The sequence below is a fragment of the Streptomyces sp. P13-3-3 genome (assembly GCF_050571355.1).
GTDB classification, from domain to species: domain Bacteria; phylum Actinomycetota; class Actinomycetes; order Streptomycetales; family Streptomycetaceae; genus Streptomyces; species Streptomyces althioticus.
Genome location: NZ_CP192228.1, coordinates 2,029,526 through 2,046,222, shown reverse-complemented (window position 1 = coordinate 2,046,222; position 16,697 = coordinate 2,029,526). Strand labels below are relative to the sequence as shown.

General features: G+C 73.2%; 14 protein-coding genes and 1 pseudogene. 8 read left to right on the top strand and 7 right to left on the bottom strand.

Features of this window, described 5'->3' with window-relative positions:
- Positions 1–15: 15 nt before the first annotated feature.
- From araD to ACQZOG_RS09210, 4 genes are all read right to left on the bottom strand, one after another.
- A complete protein-coding gene (araD, locus tag ACQZOG_RS09225) occupies positions 16–1,746 on the bottom strand; it encodes an L-arabinonate dehydratase (RefSeq protein ID WP_359672776.1) in 1,731 nt (576 codons plus the stop codon).
- Positions 1,743–2,696, bottom strand: a complete 954-nt coding sequence (locus ACQZOG_RS09220; protein ID WP_051724547.1) for a dihydrodipicolinate synthase family protein — start codon at positions 2,694–2,696, stop codon at positions 1,743–1,745. Before ACQZOG_RS09220 ends, araD begins: the two co-directional genes overlap by 4 nt.
- Positions 2,693–3,382 carry a GntR family transcriptional regulator gene (locus tag ACQZOG_RS09215; protein WP_033275680.1) on the bottom strand — a complete coding sequence of 230 codons (690 nt, stop codon included), beginning with the start codon at positions 3,380–3,382 and terminating at the stop codon, positions 2,693–2,695. The genes ACQZOG_RS09220 and ACQZOG_RS09215 overlap by 4 nt, the downstream gene beginning before the upstream one ends.
- Before the next feature lie 554 nt (positions 3,383–3,936).
- Positions 3,937–4,530 carry a TIGR03086 family metal-binding protein gene (locus ACQZOG_RS09210; protein ID WP_365164747.1) on the bottom strand — a complete coding sequence of 198 codons (594 nt, stop codon included), beginning with the start codon at positions 4,528–4,530 and terminating at the stop codon, positions 3,937–3,939.
- A gap of 150 nt (positions 4,531–4,680) precedes the next feature.
- Between ACQZOG_RS09210 and ACQZOG_RS09205 the strand changes: the two genes are divergently transcribed.
- Positions 4,681–5,916: an MFS transporter gene (locus ACQZOG_RS09205; RefSeq protein ID WP_403261287.1), complete on the top strand. Its 1,236-nt coding sequence runs from the start codon at positions 4,681–4,683 to the stop codon at positions 5,914–5,916.
- Here the strand turns inward: ACQZOG_RS09205 and ACQZOG_RS09200 are convergent.
- Both ACQZOG_RS09200 and ACQZOG_RS09195 read right to left on the bottom strand, forming a co-directional pair.
- On the bottom strand, positions 5,853–7,022 hold the full coding sequence (locus ACQZOG_RS09200) for a hypothetical protein (protein ID WP_430741425.1): 1,170 nt from the start codon (positions 7,020–7,022) through the stop codon (positions 5,853–5,855). The two genes, ACQZOG_RS09205 and ACQZOG_RS09200, sit on opposite strands and share 64 nt — an antisense overlap.
- The gene (locus ACQZOG_RS09195; protein ID WP_037643726.1) at positions 7,019–7,960 is read right to left on the bottom strand and encodes a 5-dehydro-4-deoxyglucarate dehydratase; all 942 of its coding nucleotides are present in this window, start codon (positions 7,958–7,960) and stop codon (positions 7,019–7,021) included. The genes ACQZOG_RS09200 and ACQZOG_RS09195 overlap by 4 nt, the downstream gene beginning before the upstream one ends.
- Before the next feature lie 245 nt (positions 7,961–8,205).
- On the opposite strand from ACQZOG_RS09195, the gene ACQZOG_RS09190 reads away from it, so the two are divergent.
- The 7 genes from ACQZOG_RS09190 (at position 8,206) to ACQZOG_RS09160 (ending at position 16,202) form a co-directional block, all read left to right on the top strand.
- Positions 8,206–9,015, top strand: a complete 810-nt coding sequence (locus tag ACQZOG_RS09190; RefSeq protein ID WP_033275685.1) for an NAD-dependent epimerase/dehydratase family protein — start codon at positions 8,206–8,208, stop codon at positions 9,013–9,015.
- Between the two features lie 800 nt (positions 9,016–9,815).
- Positions 9,816–10,586 carry a DeoR/GlpR family DNA-binding transcription regulator gene (locus ACQZOG_RS09185; protein WP_033275686.1) on the top strand — a complete coding sequence of 257 codons (771 nt, stop codon included), beginning with the start codon at positions 9,816–9,818 and terminating at the stop codon, positions 10,584–10,586.
- Positions 10,587–10,698: 112 nt separating this feature from the next.
- Complete coding sequence (locus ACQZOG_RS09180) at positions 10,699–12,069, top strand: ABC transporter substrate-binding protein (protein WP_033275687.1); 1,371 nt, start codon at positions 10,699–10,701, stop codon at positions 12,067–12,069.
- Positions 12,066–13,007, top strand: a complete 942-nt coding sequence (locus ACQZOG_RS09175) for a carbohydrate ABC transporter permease (protein WP_033275688.1) — start codon at positions 12,066–12,068, stop codon at positions 13,005–13,007. The genes ACQZOG_RS09180 and ACQZOG_RS09175 overlap by 4 nt, the downstream gene beginning before the upstream one ends.
- Complete coding sequence (locus ACQZOG_RS09170) at positions 13,004–13,855, top strand: carbohydrate ABC transporter permease (RefSeq protein ID WP_033275689.1); 852 nt, start codon at positions 13,004–13,006, stop codon at positions 13,853–13,855. The genes ACQZOG_RS09175 and ACQZOG_RS09170 overlap by 4 nt, the downstream gene beginning before the upstream one ends.
- The gene (locus tag ACQZOG_RS09165) at positions 13,852–14,841 is read left to right on the top strand and encodes a zinc-dependent alcohol dehydrogenase family protein (RefSeq protein ID WP_261674858.1); all 990 of its coding nucleotides are present in this window, start codon (positions 13,852–13,854) and stop codon (positions 14,839–14,841) included. Before ACQZOG_RS09170 ends, ACQZOG_RS09165 begins: the two co-directional genes overlap by 4 nt.
- A 167-nt stretch (positions 14,842–15,008) precedes the next feature.
- Positions 15,009–16,202 (top strand): TerD family protein, encoded by a 1,194-nt coding sequence (locus ACQZOG_RS09160; protein WP_193456420.1) that lies wholly within the window; start codon positions 15,009–15,011, stop codon positions 16,200–16,202.
- 59 nt (positions 16,203–16,261) lie between these two features.
- On the opposite strand, the pseudogene ACQZOG_RS09155 reads toward ACQZOG_RS09160, so the two are convergent.
- Positions 16,262–16,669 (bottom strand): annotated as a pseudogene (locus ACQZOG_RS09155) (TROVE domain-containing protein); the annotation flags it as partial.
- Between the last annotated feature and the right edge of the window lie 28 nt (positions 16,670–16,697).

The window sequence follows — 16,697 nt, the reverse complement described above, 5'->3', positions numbered from 1 at the left end:
GCCCGGGTGGACGGGTCAGCCCGCGTACGGGTCCTGGACGGTGCCCGGCCGGGCGAGGAACTCGAAGTCGCAGCCGGTGTCGGCCTGGGTGATCTGGTCGTTGTAGAGCGCGCCGTAGCCGCGCTCGTAGCGGGCGGGCGGCGGCGTCCACTCCGCGCGGCGCCGGTTCAGCTCCTCGTCGTCCACGTCGAGGGTGAGGGTGCGGTTCTCGACGTCAAGGGTGATCGGGTCGCCGGTGCGCACCAGCGCGAGCGGCCCCCCGACGTACGACTCGGGTGCGACGTGCAGCACGCAGGTGCCGTAACTCGTGCCGCTCATGCGGGCGTCGGAGATCCGGACCATGTCGCGCACGCCCTGCTTGAGCAGATGGTCGGGCAGCGGCAGCATGCCGTACTCGGGCATGCCCGGGCCGCCCTTGGGGCCCGCGTTGCGCAGCACCAGCACGCTGTCCGCGGTGATGCCCAGCGCCGGGTCGTTGATGGTCCGCTGCATCTCCTTGTAGTCGTCGAAGACGACGGCGGGCCCGGTGTGTGCGAGCAGGTGCGGCTCGGCGGCGATGTGCTTGATGACGGCGCCGTCCGGGCAGAGGTTGCCGCGCAGCACGGCCACCCCGCCCTCGGCCGCGACCGGGTTGTCACGGGTGCGGATGACGTCGTCGTCGTGCACGCGCGCCCCGGCGAGCTGGTCGCGCAGGGTGTCGTGGCAGACGGTGGGCCGGTCCAGGTGCAGCAGGTCCGGGATGCGGGAGAGGAACCCGGGCAGCCCGCCCGCGAAGTGGAAGTCCTCCATCAGGTACGTCTGTCCTCCCGGCCGCACATTGGCGAGCACCGGGACGGTGCGGGCGACGCGGTCGAAGTCGTCGAGGGTGAGCTTCACCCCCGCGCGTCCCGCCATGGCGATCAGATGGATGACGGCGTTGGTGGAGCCGCCGAGCCCGAGGACGGTCGTCACGGCGTCCTCGAACGCCTCCGCGGTGAGGATGTCGCCGATCCGGCGGTCCTTGTGGATGAGGTCGACGATCGTCATGCCGGCCTTCGCGGCCATCCGGTCGTGTCCGGAGTCCACGGCCGGGATGCTGGACGCGCCCGGCACGGTGACGCCGAGCGCCTCGGCGGCGGCGGTCAGGGTGGACGCGGTGCCCATGGTCATGCAGTGGCCCGGCGAGCGGGCCAGGCCGCTCTCCAGTTCCTGCATCTCGCAGTCGCCGATGACGCCGGCCCGCTTGTCGTCCCAGTACTTCCACATGTCGGTGCCGGAGCCGAGGGTCTCGCCGCGCCAGTGCCCGGGCAGCATCGGCCCGGCGGGCACGAACACGGCGGGCAGTCCGGCGCTCGCGGCGCCCATCAGCAGGGCGGGCGTCGACTTGTCGCAGCCGCCCATCAGCACCGCCCCGTCGACCGGGTAGGAGCGCAGCAGCTCCTCGGTCTCCAGGGCGAGGAGGTTGCGGTAGAGCATGGGCGTCGGCTTCTGGAAGGTCTCGCTGAGGGTGGAGACCGGGAACTCCAGCGGGAAGCCGCCCGCCTGCCACACGCCCCGCTTCACGGCCTGCGCGCGGTCGCGCAGGTGGACGTGGCAGGGGTTGATGTCGGACCAGGTGTTGAGGATCGCCACGACCGGCTTGCCCAGGTGCTCCTCGGGCAGGTAGCCGAGCTGGCGGGTGCGGGCGCGGTGGCTGAACGAGCGCAGTCCGTCCGTGCCGTACCACTGGTGGCTGCGGAGCTCTTCGGGAGACTTGCGGGGGCTCATATCGACCACCCCGCGGCGATGGCGGCGACCTCGGCCCGCTCGCTCTCGGGCAGCGGCCTGCTGGGCGGGCGGACCTCGCGGCGGCAGAGGCCGAGGGAGGAGAGGGCCTCCTTGACGACGGTGACGTTGTTGGCGGAGCCGTTGGCGGCACGCAGTTCCTCGAAGCGGCGGATCTGCTCCCACACCTTCATGGCGGTCGGGTAGTCGCCGGAGCGCAGCGCCTCCAGCATGGTCAGCGACACCGACGGGGCGACGTTGACCAGGCCCGAGGTGAAGCCCGTCGCGCCGGCCGAGAAGTACGAGGGGGCGTACGGCTCGGCGAGCCCCGCCACCCATACGAAGCGTTCCAGTCCCGCGTCCCGCGCGAACGCGGCGAACCGTGCGGCGTCCGGCACCGCGTACTTCACACCGATCACGTTCGGGCAGGCGTCGGCGAGTTCGGCGAGCCGGGCGCCGGTGAGCTGCGCGTTGCGGAGGTACGGGACGACGCCCAGCTCGGGCACGGCCTCGGCGATGGCCCGGTGGTAGTCGACCCAGCCGCTCTGCGAGACGTACGGGTGAACCGGCTGGTGCACCATCACCATCTGCGCGCCGAGGTCACGGGCGTGCCGCGCGGAGGCGACCGCGGTGGGCACGTCGTGGCCGACGCCCACCAGGATCGCGGCGCGGTCGCCGGCCTCCTCGACGGTCAGTTCGGTGACGAGGCGCCGCTCGGAGGGGGTGAGGGCGTAGAACTCGCCGGTGTTGCCGTTGGGGGTGAGGGTGGTGATGCCCCCGTCGAGGAGGCGGCGCAGCAGCGCCCGGTAGGTGTCCGGGTCGACCGAGCCGTCCTCGGCGAACGGGGTGACGGGGATCGCCACCACGCCGGCCAGGGCCGCGCGCTGCGCCTCGAACGACGGGGACCCGGCCGCCCGGGGTGCGCGCGCCTCGGTGGGAGACGTCGTCGTCATGCCTGACCGTCCTTCCGGTGTTCCTCCGCCGCCACGAACTCCGTCTCGAACCCCGCCTCGGGGAAGGCGCGTCGCACGAAGGACGCGATGTGCGCGTGCAGGGCGCGGGCGGCGCCGTCCGCGTCCCCGGCGAGGGCCAGGTCGAGGATCACGCGGTGCTCGTCGGCCTCGCGCTCCCAGGAGGGGTCGGCGGCCCAGGCGACCGCGGAGACCAGGGCTGCCTGGTCGCGGACCTCGTCGAGCATCCGGCCGAGCAGCGGGTTGCCGCAGGGCAGGTAGAGGGCCCGGTGGAACTCGCGGTTGGCCAGGGAGCGTTCGGCGGTGTCGGTGGCCCCGTCGGCGCGGGTGAGCGCCTCGCGGGCGTCGTCGAGGGAGGCGCCGCGGCGCACGGCCCGCTTGAGCGCTTCGGGTTCGAGCAGCAGCCGCACGTCGTACACCTCGCGCGCCATGTCCGCGTCGACCATGCGCACCGTGACGCCCTTGTACTGGCTCATCACCACCAGTCCGGTGCCGGCCAGGGTCTTGAGCGCCTCCCGCACCGGGGTCTTGGACACCCCGAACTGCGCGGCCAGGTCGGTCTCGACCAGGGCCTGGCCGGGGGTGAGCCGGCCGGTGAGGATGCGGCGTTTGATCTCCTCCAGCACGTACTGCGTGCGGGAGGGGATCGGCGTGGGCACAGAGGTCATGCGCGCCTCTCGGATCTCGCGTCGGATCGCGTATCGGATCTCGCGTATCGCGTCTCATATATGACGTACGAAGTACGACGCGGATGACCGTAGGAGCGGACCGGGGGTTCGTCAATGCTTTCGACAAAGGAAGGTGAGGTTGCCTCAGGCGGCGCGGTGGCGGCGGCAGGGGGCGGAGCCGCCGAAAGCGGGCGAAGGGGTCCGCGCGCGGGCTGATCCGTTCGCCGCAGGCACCGCGGCGGTGGTCGGCTCGGCGGGCGAACAGCCGACTGGGCGGGCGTCATCGGTCGGCGCGGCTCGCGACCGGGGGCGGAGAAGCCCTGTTCGGCCTGGTGAGGCATGACCGGTCGTGCGGGCGGACGGCGGGTCCGGACGGCGCGGGACCGCGTGCCCCCGTGGCCCGGCGTGCGCGGGACACCCCGTGGCCCGGCGTGCGCAGGACGCCCCGTGGCCCGGCGTGCGCGGGACGCCCCGCGTCACCGCGCGTCACGGGCCGCGGGGCTCTCGGTGCGGGACCGGGCCGCGCTCCCCCTCCGCGCGGTCCGGGCCCTTGCTCACGCGGGCCGGGTCCAGCCCGGGTCGCGGCCGCTGAGGCCGATCGTCCGGTCCAGCAGCGGGGCGTCGGCCGGGACGGGGACGACGGGGCCGAAGATGCCCCCGCCCCGGTCGTCCTCCTCGGCGGCGGCCAGCAGGAAGGCGTGCGCGCTCTCCAGCGCGGCGGGGTCGGGCGTGTACGGCTGTCCGGTCGCGCGGGCCAGGTCCCAGCCGTGGATCACCAGTTCGTCGAGGGCCACGGCCGCGGTGACCTCGGCCGGCATGTCGATGCCCCCGGCCCGGGTCATGCCGGTCCAGGCCGCCGGGTCCCGCCAGGCCTCGGCGAGTTCGCCGAGCGCCTTGGGCAGTTCGGCGCGCCAGGCGGGTCCGACGTCCGGCAGGGTCTCCTGCGGACCGGTGTCCGTGGTGACCCCGAAGTCCTTGCGGCCCGCGTCGCGGAAGGCGACGGCCAGCCCGAGGAGGTGGCCCAGGAGATGGCGCACGGCGTACTGCGGGCACGGGGTACCGCCCGCCAGCCGCGCGTCGGTCACCCCCTCGGCCAGGCGGGCGACGATCCTGGTCTGCGGTCCGAGGTCGAGCGGGGTGTCGGTCATGGCTGCTCCCGGGAGGCGGTGGCGTACGAAGGGGTGACCGGCCGCGGCCGCGGAACTCATCGGCGGACGGGTCCGGCGCCCGCCCCCGTCCGCCGCCTAAGGCATCCGCCCGATGCCGTCGCCGCCGCCTTAGGACCACGATGACCAGGCATGACGACGAGATGGACGGCGGTCCGCGTGCTGCGCGACCGCACGGCGGGACGGTGCCTGACGGCCGTGGTGGTGTCCGGGTTCGGCACCTCGGCGCTGTGGCTGGCGTCGGGGGTGTGGGTCAAGGACCTCACCGGATCGGACGGACTGGCGGCGCTGTGCCTGCTCGCGATGTGGACGCCCACCCTGGCCGGTCCGGTGCTCGGCACCCTCGCCGACCGGTACCGGCGCCGGCCGCTGCTGATCGTGCTGAGCCTGGGCATGGCGGCGCTGCTGCTCACGCTGTGCGCCGTGGACGGACCGGAGGAGCTGTGGCTGCTGTACGCGGTGCTGTTCGTGTACGGCGCGGCCGGCACGGTGCACGACGCGGCGGAGTCGGCGCTGGTCGCGGGCGCCGTGGACCGCTCCCTGCTGGGGGACTTCAACGGGCTGCGGATGACGGCGAACGAAGGCATGAAGCTGCTCGCCCCGCTGGCGGGCGCGGGTCTCTACGCGGCGTACGGCGGATCAGGTGTCGCCGTCCTGGACGCGGCGAGCTTCCTGGCGGCGGCGCTGGTGTACGTGTCGCTGCGGGTACGGGAGGAGCGGCCGGACCGGGCGCGGGAGGGCGGCCGCGGCGCGACCGCCGAGGGTGTCCGGCACCTGCGGGGGCACGCCGTGCTGCGCCCGCTGGTCCTGGCGGGCGGGGTCACCATGCTGTGCGCGGGGGTGAGCGGGGCGCTGACGTACGCGGTGGTCGAGGACCTGGGCCACTCCCCCGCGTACGCCGGTCTGCTGTACGCCGTGCAGGGCGCGGGGTCGGTGACGGTGGGGCTGTTCTCGGGGCCGGCCCTGCGGCGGCTGGGCGCACGGCGGTTCGCCGCGTACGGCATCGGTCTCCTGGCCGTCGCCGTGGCGCTGCGCGCGGTGCCGCACGACCCGGTGGCGTGGGCGAGCGCCGCGGCGGTCGGCGTGGGGCTGCCCGCCGCGCTGATCGCCGTGCTCACGGAGGTGCAGCGTCGCACGCCCGGACCGCTGCTGGGCCGGGTCACCGCCACCGCGACCACCCTGGTGTACACCCCGAACGTGATCGGACTCGCGGCGGGCGCGGCGACGGTCGAACTCCTCGGCCATCGCGTGCCGTTGTCCGTCCTCGGGGTGGTGCTGGGGGTGACGGCGGCGGTGCTCCTCGCTCAGAGGCCGGCCAGCGCCGACCGTACGGCCGCGAGGTCCGCGTCCGACGCCAGTCCCGCGTGATAGAGCCGGAGTTCGGTCGCGCCCAGGCGGCGCGCCGCGTCCGCGTCGGCCGCGAGGGTGCCGGGGCTGCCGCCCATGCCGGAGACGACGGTGAGGTTGGCGGCGAGCACGGCTCCCTCCCGGCTCTCGCGGGCGAACGCGCCGATCGGGTCGGGGTCGCCGGTGCAGGGGACGACCACGCCGTCGGCGACGGAGAGGACGTGCGCGGGGTCGACGCCGGCGTTGGCGCCGCAGTGGTAGGACACCGGGTCGGCGTGCAGCAGCACCTGGAAGCCCTCGGGCGCGGCCCGGCGCACGGCGGCGACGGCCTGTTCCTGCAGGGTGCGGGCCGTGCGGTCGCGCCACGCGCGCGTGGCGTTCGCCCGGGTGTCGCCGAGCAGCTTCTCCACACCCGCCCAGCCGCCCCCGGACGGCGCCTCCCCCCGCCACACCGGGTCCAGGGCGTCCCGTACGGCGGCGGCGAGCGCGTCCGCGTCCAGCCCCTCCGTCGCGTAGCCGTCCCGGCAGGCGGGGCAGAAGCACAGGGACATCAGGTACTGCCCGGCGTCCCCGAGCGGCACCCCGGCGGTCTTGTCGTGGGCGTGCAGATGGGCCAGGCCGTACCAGCCGAGCGACTCCAGTTCGGTGCCGCGCGCGCCGGGACGCACGGCCGCCTCGGCGGCGAGGTCCGTCAGATAGGCGCGGGTGTCCGGCTGGGCGACGCAGGGCGCCCACGGGTAGCGGTCGCCGTAGGCGTTGACCACGGAGGTGCCCGGATGCTCGGCGCCGAGACGGGAGTTGTGGGCGAGCACCACCCAGGTGTGCACCTCCAGGCCCGCGTCCGTGAGCGTGGCGGCGGCCTCGCCGAAGGCGTCCCCGGGCGCCCAGTCGCCCGCCGGGTGGGGGCGCAGGGCGCGGCCGGACCAGCGGGACTCCTCGGGCGGGTACAGCACGGCCGCGTACTCGGCGGTGACCACGCGGTGCCGGGGATGGCGGGGGGTCAGCGCGCGGGTGGAGTGGTAGGCGGAGGCGAGGGTCGCCTGTGCGGTGCCCAGATCCGCGAGCCGCGTGGGCGCCCCCGGGTCCCCGTTGACGTCCCAGGGGTAGACGAACGCCGATGCCTTCACATGCCCTCCTCGAGCAGCGCCTGTCCCCGCTCGATGAGATGAGCGAGCTGCTTGAGATGATCCCCGGCCGGTTCGTGCAGCGGGGGGCGGACCTCCCCCACGTCCAGCCCGCGCAGCCGCACCCCCGCCTTGACCAGCGAGACGGCGTACCCCTGGCCCTGGTCGCGCAGGTCGACGAACGGCCGGTAGAAGCCGTCGACCAGGCGGCGCACGGTCGCCTCGTCGCCGGTGCGCAGGGCGGTGTGGCAGGCGAGGGCGATCTCCGGCACGAAGCAGAACACCGCCGACGAGTACAGGGTGACGCCGAGACCGCGGTAGGCGGGCTGGGTCAGCTCGGCGGTGGGCAGCCCGTTGAAGTACAGGAAGTCCTCGACGCCGCCCGCGCGCACGGCGCTGACCGTGCGCTGCATCAGGTCGAGGTCTCCGTAGCCGTCCTTGAGGCCCACGATGCCGTCGGTGCGGGCGAGTTCGACGACGGTGGCGGGGGTGAGGACGGCGTTGTCCCGCTGGTACACGATCACGGGCAGGGAGGTCGCGGCGGCCAGCTCGCGGTAGTGGCGCAGCAGCCCCTCCTGCCCGGCCTTGACCAGGTACGGCGGCATGGCGAGCAGCCCGTCGGCGCCGGCGTCCTCGGCGAGGCGGGCGTAGCGGACGGCGAGGGCGGTGCCGTAGCCGGCGCCGGCGACGACCGGGACGCGCCCCTCGGCGGCCTCCACCGCCGCGCGCACGCAGGTCTCGAACTCCTCGGGCGTCAGCGCGTGGAACTCGCCCGTGCCGCAGCAGGCGAAGACGGCGGCGGCCCCCGCCTCGACGCCGCGCCGTACGTGGAGCCGGAACGTGCCGGGGTCGACGGCGCCGTCGGGTCCGTAGGCGGTGACCGGGAAGAACAGCGGCCCGCTGGGGATACTGAGTCGCGCGGCGAGAGGGGCTGACGTCACAAGCTCTCCCTGGTCGTGGTCCATATTCTTGATTGCCGTCCATATTTCTGAACAGGGTCACGCTAAGGCGGCGCGGGGAGCCGGGTCAAGCGAATCGCTGCGCGCGGCTGACGCCGGAGAGGTGGGTCGCGGATACTTGACGGGCCGCGTGCGGGCTCTTTAGCGTGTCCACACACATGAACGCCGTGCGTCCACCTGCACGTTCGTTCCGTCCGTTCCGGCCGGCGCCGCAAGGAGACCCGCAGATGCCCGCTCCCCGCACCGTCCTGCTCACCGGCGCCGCCGGCGGTCTCGGCACGCTGATGCGGGAGCTGCTTCCGCGGTACGGGTACGAACTGCGGCTGTTCGACATGCGGCCGGCGGAGGGTGCGCCCGACGCGATCGTCGGGGACCTCGGCGACCGGGACGCCGTGCGGGAGGCGGTGCGGGGGGTCGACGCGGTCGTGCACCTGGCGGGGATCTCGCTGGAGGCGTCCTTCGACAAGATCCTCAAGGCGAACATCGAGGGGACGTACCACCTGTACGAGGCCGCGCGTGAGGAAGGCGTGCGCCGGATCGTGTTCGCGTCCTCCAACCACGCCGTCGGCCACACCCCCCGTCCGCAGGGCGACGACCCGCTGATCCCCGTCGACACCCCGCGCCGGCCGGACACCTTCTACGGGCTGTCCAAGTGCTTCGGCGAGGATCTTGCGCAGTTGTACTGGGACAAGCACGGGGTGGAGACGGTGTCCGTGCGGATCGGCTCCTGCTTCCCGGAGCCGACGAGTGTGCGGATGCTGTCGGTGTGGATGAGCCCGGCGGACGGGGCGCGGCTGTTCCATGCGGCGCTGACGGCGGAGGGGGTGGGGCACACGGTGGTGTACGGCTCCTCCGCGAACACGCGGTTGTGGTGGGACCTGGGGTCCGCGCGGGCGTTGGGGTACGAGCCGCGGGACGACTCGGAGGTGTTCGCGGAGAAGCTGGTCGCGGAACAGGGCGAGTTGTCCGCGTCGGACCCGTCCCACGCGTACCTCGGAGGTCACTTCGTGACCGACCCTCCCATCTGGCCCTACTGACGGCCCGTCTGCGACCGGCGGCCCGGCGTGGGCCGATCGCGCAGTTCCCCGCGCCCCTGACCCAGCCTGCGGGCAGTCGTGCGGCACCTCTGCAGCGCACCCCCGCCTGAACCCACGCCCCTGGCGGCCCCCCGCCTGCCATGACCCACCGTTCGCCGACCGCGGCCCGTCGAGGGCTGCTCGCGCAGTTCCCCGCGCCCCTGACGGGGCGCACCCACCCCGCCGACTGCGGGCAGTCGTGCCGCTTGGGGCGGCACGGGTGGGCGCAGGCGGCACCTCCGCAGCGCACCCCCGCCTGAACCCGCGCCCCCCGACGGCACCCCGCCTGCCATGACCCGCCGTACGCCGTCCGCGGCCCGTCGCGGGCCGATCGCGCAGTTCCCCGCGCCCCTGACGGGGCGCACCCGCCCCGCCGACTGCGGGCAGTCGTGCCGCTTGGGGCGGCACGGGTGGGCGCAGGCGGCACCTCCGCAGCGCGCCCCTTAGAGACCCGCCCCCGCCCGGCACGGGCTGGTCGCGCCGTTCCCCGCGCCCCTGGAGGGGCGCCCCGCTCGCGTAGGCGGAAATCGCACCCCCGCCCGAGCGAACGGGCGGGAAACGGACGCCCCGGCGTCAAGAAACGGGCGTCCGCCCTGCCCGCTCCCACCCCCCACCCAGGTCCGAGCCGGGCCCCCGCCCGCCCATCCGGGCACAACCGGGCACCAACGGACCCGTAACAGGCCTGGTCAGCACCCCGCCCCCGCTGTACAACTTCCTGCAGAGGCCCGAACGGGCAAGCGAGCAGGAGGAGGGGTCCGGCCATGGCCACCAGAACGGCCGAAGAGCGTCAACGCGAGATCGTGCGGGTGGCCCGAGCCACCGGCTCGGTCGACGTGACCGCGCTCGCCGCCACCCTGGGCGTGGCCAAGGAGACCGTCCGCCGCGACCTCCGCGCCCTGGAGGACCACGGCCTGGTCCGCCGTACCCACGGCGGCGCCTACCCCGTCGAGAGCGCCGGCTTCGAGACGACGCTCGCGTTCCGCGCCACCAGCCACGTCCCCGAGAAGCGCAGGGTCGCCGCCGCCGCGGCGGAGCTGCTCGGGGACGCCGAGACGGTCTTCGTCGACGAGGGCTTCACCCCGCAGCTCATCGCCGAGGCCCTGCCCGCCGACCGGCCGCTCACCGTGGTCACCGCCTCCCTCCCGGTCGCGGGCGCGCTCGCGCAGAACGGCAACGCGTCCGTCCTGCTGCTCGGCGGCCGCGTCCGCTCGGGCACGCTCGCCACCGTGGACCACTGGACGACGAAGATGCTCGCCGGCTTCGTCATCGACCTGGCGTTCATCGGCGCCAACGGGATCTCCCGCGAACACGGCCTGACCACGCCCGACCCGGCGGTCAGCGAGGTCAAGGCGCAGGCGGTGCGGGCCGCCCGCCGCGTGGTGTTCGCGGGTGTCCACACCAAGTTCGGAGCGGTCAGCTTCTGCCGGTTCGCCGAGGTCGGCGCGCTGGAGGCGATCGTGACGAGCACCCTGCTGCCGGCCTCCGAGGCCCACCGCTACTCCCTGCTCGGACCGCAGGTCGTCCGGGTGTAGCACCAAGCACCAAGCACCCCGCCCCCCTCAACCCCACACCGTCACACGTCCCCACGGGGCCGAGCCATGCCAGGTGACGCCCGATGTCTCCCTATACGTCCAGGAGCGATCCATGCGAACCCAGAGCCGACGGAGGCCACGAGGCGTACTCGCCACGGCCGCCGCAGGGACGCTGATCGCCCCGCTGCTCTCCGGCTGCTGGGTCGGAGCGGGCGGGGCCGGATCCGGCGGCGACGCCATCAACGTCCTGATGGTGAACAACTCGCAGATGGTCGAGTTGCAGAAGCTGACCGCCGCCCACTTCACCAAGGAGACCGGCATCAAGGTGAACTTCACCGTGCTGCCGGAGAACGACGTCCGCGACAAGATCAGCCAGGACTTCGCCAACCAGGCCGGCCAGTACGACGTGGCCACCCTGTCCAACTACGAGATACCCATCTACGCCAAGAACGGCTGGCTGAAGGAGATGGACCCGTACGTCGCCGAGGACAGGGCGTACGACCAGCGGGACATCCTCGCACCGATGCGGCAGTCGCTCACCGGTGAGGACGGCAAGCTGTACGGCCAGCCGTTCTACGGCGAGTCGTCGTTCCTGATGTACCGCAAGGACGTCTTCGCGGAGAAGGGCCTCACGATGCCCGAGCGGCCCACCTGGCAGCAGGTGGCCGACCTCGCGGCGCAGGCCGACGGCGCCCGGCCCGGCATGAAGGGCATCTGCCTGCGCGGGCTGCCCGGCTGGGGCGAGGTCATGGCGCCGCTCACCACCGTGGTCAACACCTTCGGCGGCACCTGGTTCGACGAGGACTGGAAGGCGCGGCTCGACTCCCCCGAGTGGAAGGAGGCCGTCAACTTCTACGTGGACCTGGTGCGGGAACACGGCGAGTCCGGCGCACCCCAGGCCGGCTTCGCCGAGTGCCTGAACAACCTCACCCAGGGCAAGGTCGCCATGTGGTACGACGCCACGTCCGCGGCCGGCTCCCTGGAGGCCGACGGCTCCCCCGTCGCCGGGAAGATCGGCTACGCGCCGGCGCCGGTGGAGAAGACGGAGTCGTCGGGGTGGCTCTACACCTGGGCGTGGGGCATCCAGAACGCCTCCCGCAACCCGGACAACGCCTGGAAGTTCGTCTCCTGGGCGTCCAGCAAGGAGTACGAGCAGCTGGCCGGCGAGCGGATCGGCTGGTCCAACATCCCGGCGGGCAAGCGCGCCTCCACCTACGCCAACCCCGACTACCAGGCGGAGGCCTCCGCCTTCCAGGAGATGACCAAGCGGGCCATCGAGCAGGCCCGCCCCGACGACCCCGGCGTCCAGCCCCGCCCGGCGCCCGGCATCCAGTTCGTCGGCATCCCGGAGTTCACCGATCTCGGCACCAAGGTCTCCCAGGAGATCAGCGCGGCCATCGCCGGACGCCAGTCCGTCGAGACGGCCCTGAGGAAGTCCCAGCAGCTCGCAGAAGAGATCGCCGAGGAGTACGAGGGACGATGACCGCCACGACCACGGCCCCTCCGGCCGCACCGAAGACGTCCGCCGCACCGGGCCGGCCCTCCGCCCGGCTGCGCGCCTGGGCCACCCGCGCCCCGCTGCTCCCCGCCCTGATCTTCATGATCGTGGTCACCCAGCTGCCGTTCGTGGCGACCCTGGTGATCTCCTTCTTCGACTGGAACTCCCTCTACCCCGACGCCCGCCACTTCGCCGGATTCGCCAACTACCAGGAGGTGCTGACCGACCCGGCACTGCGCAAGTCCGTCTGGACGACCGTCCTGCTGACCGTGGGCGTCGTCCTGGCCAGCCTGGTGATCGGACTGCTGCTCGCGCTGCTGCTGGACCGGAAGTTCCGGGGACGGGCGGTCGTGCGCACCCTGCTCATCGCGCCGTTCCTGGTGGTGCCGGTCGCCGCCGCCCTGCTCTGGAAGCACGTCCTCTACAACCCGGAGTACGGCCTGCTCAACGGCCTGCTGCACTACGTCGGCGGCCCCCAGCCCGACTGGATCTCCGGCACCCCGCTGCTCGCCGTGCAGGCGTCCCTGGTGTGGCAGTGGACACCGTTCATGATGCTCATCCTGCTGGCGGGGCTGCAGAGCCGGGACCAGCAGCAGCTGGAGGCGGCCCGCGTGGACGGCGCGAGCGACTGGCAGATCTTCGTGCACATCACGCTGCCGCACCTGCGCCGCTACCTCGAACTGGGCGCCCTGCTCGGCTCGATCTACATCGTGCAGAACTTCGACGCGGTGTTCACCCTCACGTCCGGCGGTCTCGGCACCGCCAACCTGCCCTACACCGTCTACCAGACCTTCTACCAGGCGCACGAGAACGGCCTCGCCTCGGCGGCCGGCGTCCTGGTCGTCATCGGTTCCATCGTCATCGCGACCTTCGCCCTGCGCGTGGTCTCGTCCCTGTTCCGCGAGGAGGTGTCCCGCGCATGAGCAGCACCGCCGTACGCACCCGCGGCCGGTTCCGCGGCGGAGCGGGTCTCGGCCTGGTCGCCTGGCTGGCCGGCATCGTGTTCTTCCTGCCCATCGCCTGGATGGCGCTGACGTCCTTCCACTCCGAGACGGACGCGGCCACCAACCCGCCCTCGTGGGGCGCCGCCCTCACCCTGGACGGCTACCGCGAGTTCTTCGGCGCGGACGGCGGCGCCAGCCCCTGGCCCGCGCTGATCAACTCGACGGTCGCGTCCGTGACGTCGACGCTGCTGGTCCTCCTGCTGGCCCTGCCCGCCGCCTACGCCCTGTCCATCCGCCCGGTGAAGCGGTGGACGGACGTCCTGTTCTTCTTCCTCTCCACCAAGATGCTGCCCGTGGTGGCCGGCCTGCTGCCGATCTACCTGTTCGCCAAGAACGCCGGGATGCTCGACAACGTCTGGCTGCTCGTCATCCTCTACACCTCGATGAACCTGCCGATCGCGGTGTGGATGATGCAGTCCTTCCTCGCCGAGGTCCCGGTCGCGGTCATCGAGGCCGCCCAGATCGACGGCGCCCGGCTGCCGACGGTGCTGGCCCGGGTGGTCGCCCCGATCGCCCTGCCGGGCATCGCGGCGACGGCGCTGATCTGCTTCATCTTCAGCTGGAACGAGCTGCTGTTCGCCCGGGTCCTGACGGGCGTGGTCGCCGAGACCGCCCCCGTCTTCCTGACCGGCTTCATCACCAGCCAGGGCCTGTTCCTGGCCAAGGTGTGCGCCGCGTCGCTCGTCATCTCCCTGCCGGTGCTCGCCGCGGGGTTCGCCGCCCAGGACAAACTCGTCCAGGGCCTGTCGTTGGGAGCCGTGAAATGAAGGCCGCCGTCATCGAGTCCGTGGGCCGGGCCGTCGTCACCGAGGTCCCGGACCCGACGCCGGGCCCGAGGGACGTCGTCGTCGAGGTCGCCGCGTGCGGGCTGTGCGGAACCGATCTGCACATCCTTCAGGGCGAGTTCGCGCCGAAGCTGCCTATCGTGCCGGGGCACGAGTTCGCCGGCGAGGTGGTCGGCGTCGGCTCACAGGTCACCGAGGTGGCGCTCGGCGACCAGGTGGCCGTCGACCCCTCCCTGTACTGCTACGAGTGCCGCTACTGCCGTACCGGCCACAACAACCTGTGCGAGCGGTGGGCGGCGATCGGCGTCACCACGGCGGGCGGGGCCGCGCAGTACGCGGTCGCGCCGGTGGCGAACTGCGTGAAGCTCCCCGAGCACGTCCGCACCCAGGACGCGGCCCTCGTCGAGCCGCTGTCCTGCGCGGTGCGCGGCTACGACGTGCTCCGGTCGCGGCTCGGCGCCCACGTGCTGATCTACGGCTCCGGGACCATGGGCCTGATGATGCTGGAGCTGGCCAAGCGGACCGGCGCGGCGAGCGTCGACATGGTGGACCTGAACCCGGCGCGTCTGGCAACCGCCCGCAAGCTCGGCGTCTCCGCGTCCGCGGCCACCCCGGACGAGCTGGACCGCCCGCAGGGCTGGGACCTGGTCATCGACGCGACCGGCAACGCGGCGGCGATCCAGGACGGCCTCGGCCGGGTCGCCAAGGCGGGCACGTTCCTCCAGTTCGGCGTCACCGACTACGCGACCCGGGTGGAGATCGACCCGTACCGGATCTACAACCAGGAGATCACCATCACCGGCTCGATGGCCGTCCTGCACAGCTACGAGCGCGCGGCGGAGCTGTTCGCGAACGGCGTCCTCGACCCCGACGTCTTCATCAGCGACCGCCTTCCCCTGGAGCAGTACCCGCAGGCCCTGGAGCAGTTCGCGGCGGGCGTGGGCCGCAAGATCGTGGTGGTGCCGTAGGCGAGACGTCCAGCCCCTCCGGCGTTCGAGGAGCGGGGTCGGGGCGGGGCCCCGGAAGGATGGGACGGGCAGGGGCGGCGGGGGCGAGGTAAATTCCCCGCCTCCCCGTTCGGCCCCGGGTAAGGGAACGGTAAAACGCCCTCGCTCGTTCACCCGGCATGACAGCTATGACCCCCGGCTCGAACATCCCTCTTCCCACCGCCCGCGTGGCGGTGGACGTCGCCGCGCCCGTGCGGCTCGACGTATCGGGCCTGCTGCTCACCGCCGACGGCAAGGTGCGCTCCGACGACGACTTCATCTTCTACAACCAGCCCTCGGGCCCGGGCGTGACCTACCGCTCGGGCGGGGGCACGGCGCCCGACGCCATCACGGTCGACACCGCGGCCGTACCCCCCGGCATCGAGAAGATCGTCGTGACCGCGAGCCCCGACGCGGCGGGCCAGACCTTCCAGGGCATCGAGCCCACCGCGACCGTCCGCGACGCGGACACCGGCGCCGTCCTGGCGACCTTCACTCCCCCGCAGCTCGGCTCGGAGACGGCCCTGGTGGTCGTCGAGATCTACCTGCGCAACGGCGCCTGGAAGGTCCGCGCGGTCGGCCAGGGCTACGCGAACGGCCTGGCCGGCATCGCGACGGACTTCGGCGTCTCCGTGGAGGAGCCGGCCGCCCCGGCGCAGCCGGTGGCCCCGCAGGCCGCACCGCCCGCTCCCCCGGCCACCGCCCCGCAGGCGCCGCCCGCCCCGGCGGCTCCCCCGGCCCCGGCGGCCGCCGCGCCCGGCACCGGCAAGATCAACCTGGACAAGGGGCGGGTCAGCCTCCAGAAGAACCAGACCGTCTCCCTGATGAAGGGCGGCCGCCCGCTGCTGTCCCAGGTGAAGATGGGCCTCGGCTGGGAGCCCGCCTACCGCGGCAAGGACATCGACCTGGACGCCTCGGTCATCGCCTTCGGCCCGCAGCGCAACCACGTCGACAGCTGCTACTTCGGCAAGCTGCAGATCCTCGGCGGCGCGATCCAGCACTCCGGTGACAACCTCACGGGCGAGGGCGCCGGCGACGACGAGGTCATCACCGTCGACCTGGGCCGCCTCCCCATGGAGGTCTCCGGCCTGGTCTTCACCGTGAACTCGTTCTCCGGCCAGAAGTTCACCGAGGTCGCCAAGGCGTACTGCCGCCTGTTGGACGCGTCCACCGGCGAGGAGCTGGTCCGCTTCGACCTGACGAGCGCCGAGCCGCAGACGGGCGTGATGATGGCGAAGCTGATCCGGCAGTACTCGGGCGAGTGGGAGATGACCGCGATGGGCGAGTTCGTGAAGGGCCGCACGGTCCGCGGCATGGTCAAGCCGGCCGGCCAGGCGCTGTAGTCACCCGCGGCAGGCACGACCGGCGCCGGGCGCCCCTCACGGGGTGCCCGGCGTCCGTGTCAGGCGGCCGCCGTCCACGGCCAGTCGGCGTCGCGTCCCGCCTCGAGCAGCGGCACCATCCGGAAGGCCGCGTCGGACAGACCGCCGAAGGTGTGCCGGTTCGCCGCGCCGGACGGGCCGTGGCCCGCGCGGTACCCGGCCAGGTTCCAGGTGTGGACCGGCACGTCCGCCGGGACCTGCTCGGTCGGGTCGCCGTGCGAGCTGGGGGCGTACTGCTCGTCGGTGACGATCAGCACCCGGTCGTGCCCCCGGTAGTGCCGGCGCACCGCCTCGGTCGTGTCGGTGCCGCCGAGGTTCCCGAACCGGCCGAGGACCCTCAGCACCGACTCGCCCCGGCGGAACCGCACCGCCTTGCTCGTCGTGCCGAACTCGACGAGGTCCGCCTCCGCGGCCCGCAGCGCGGTCGCCGAAGTAGCCGCAGCCCGCGCACCGGGA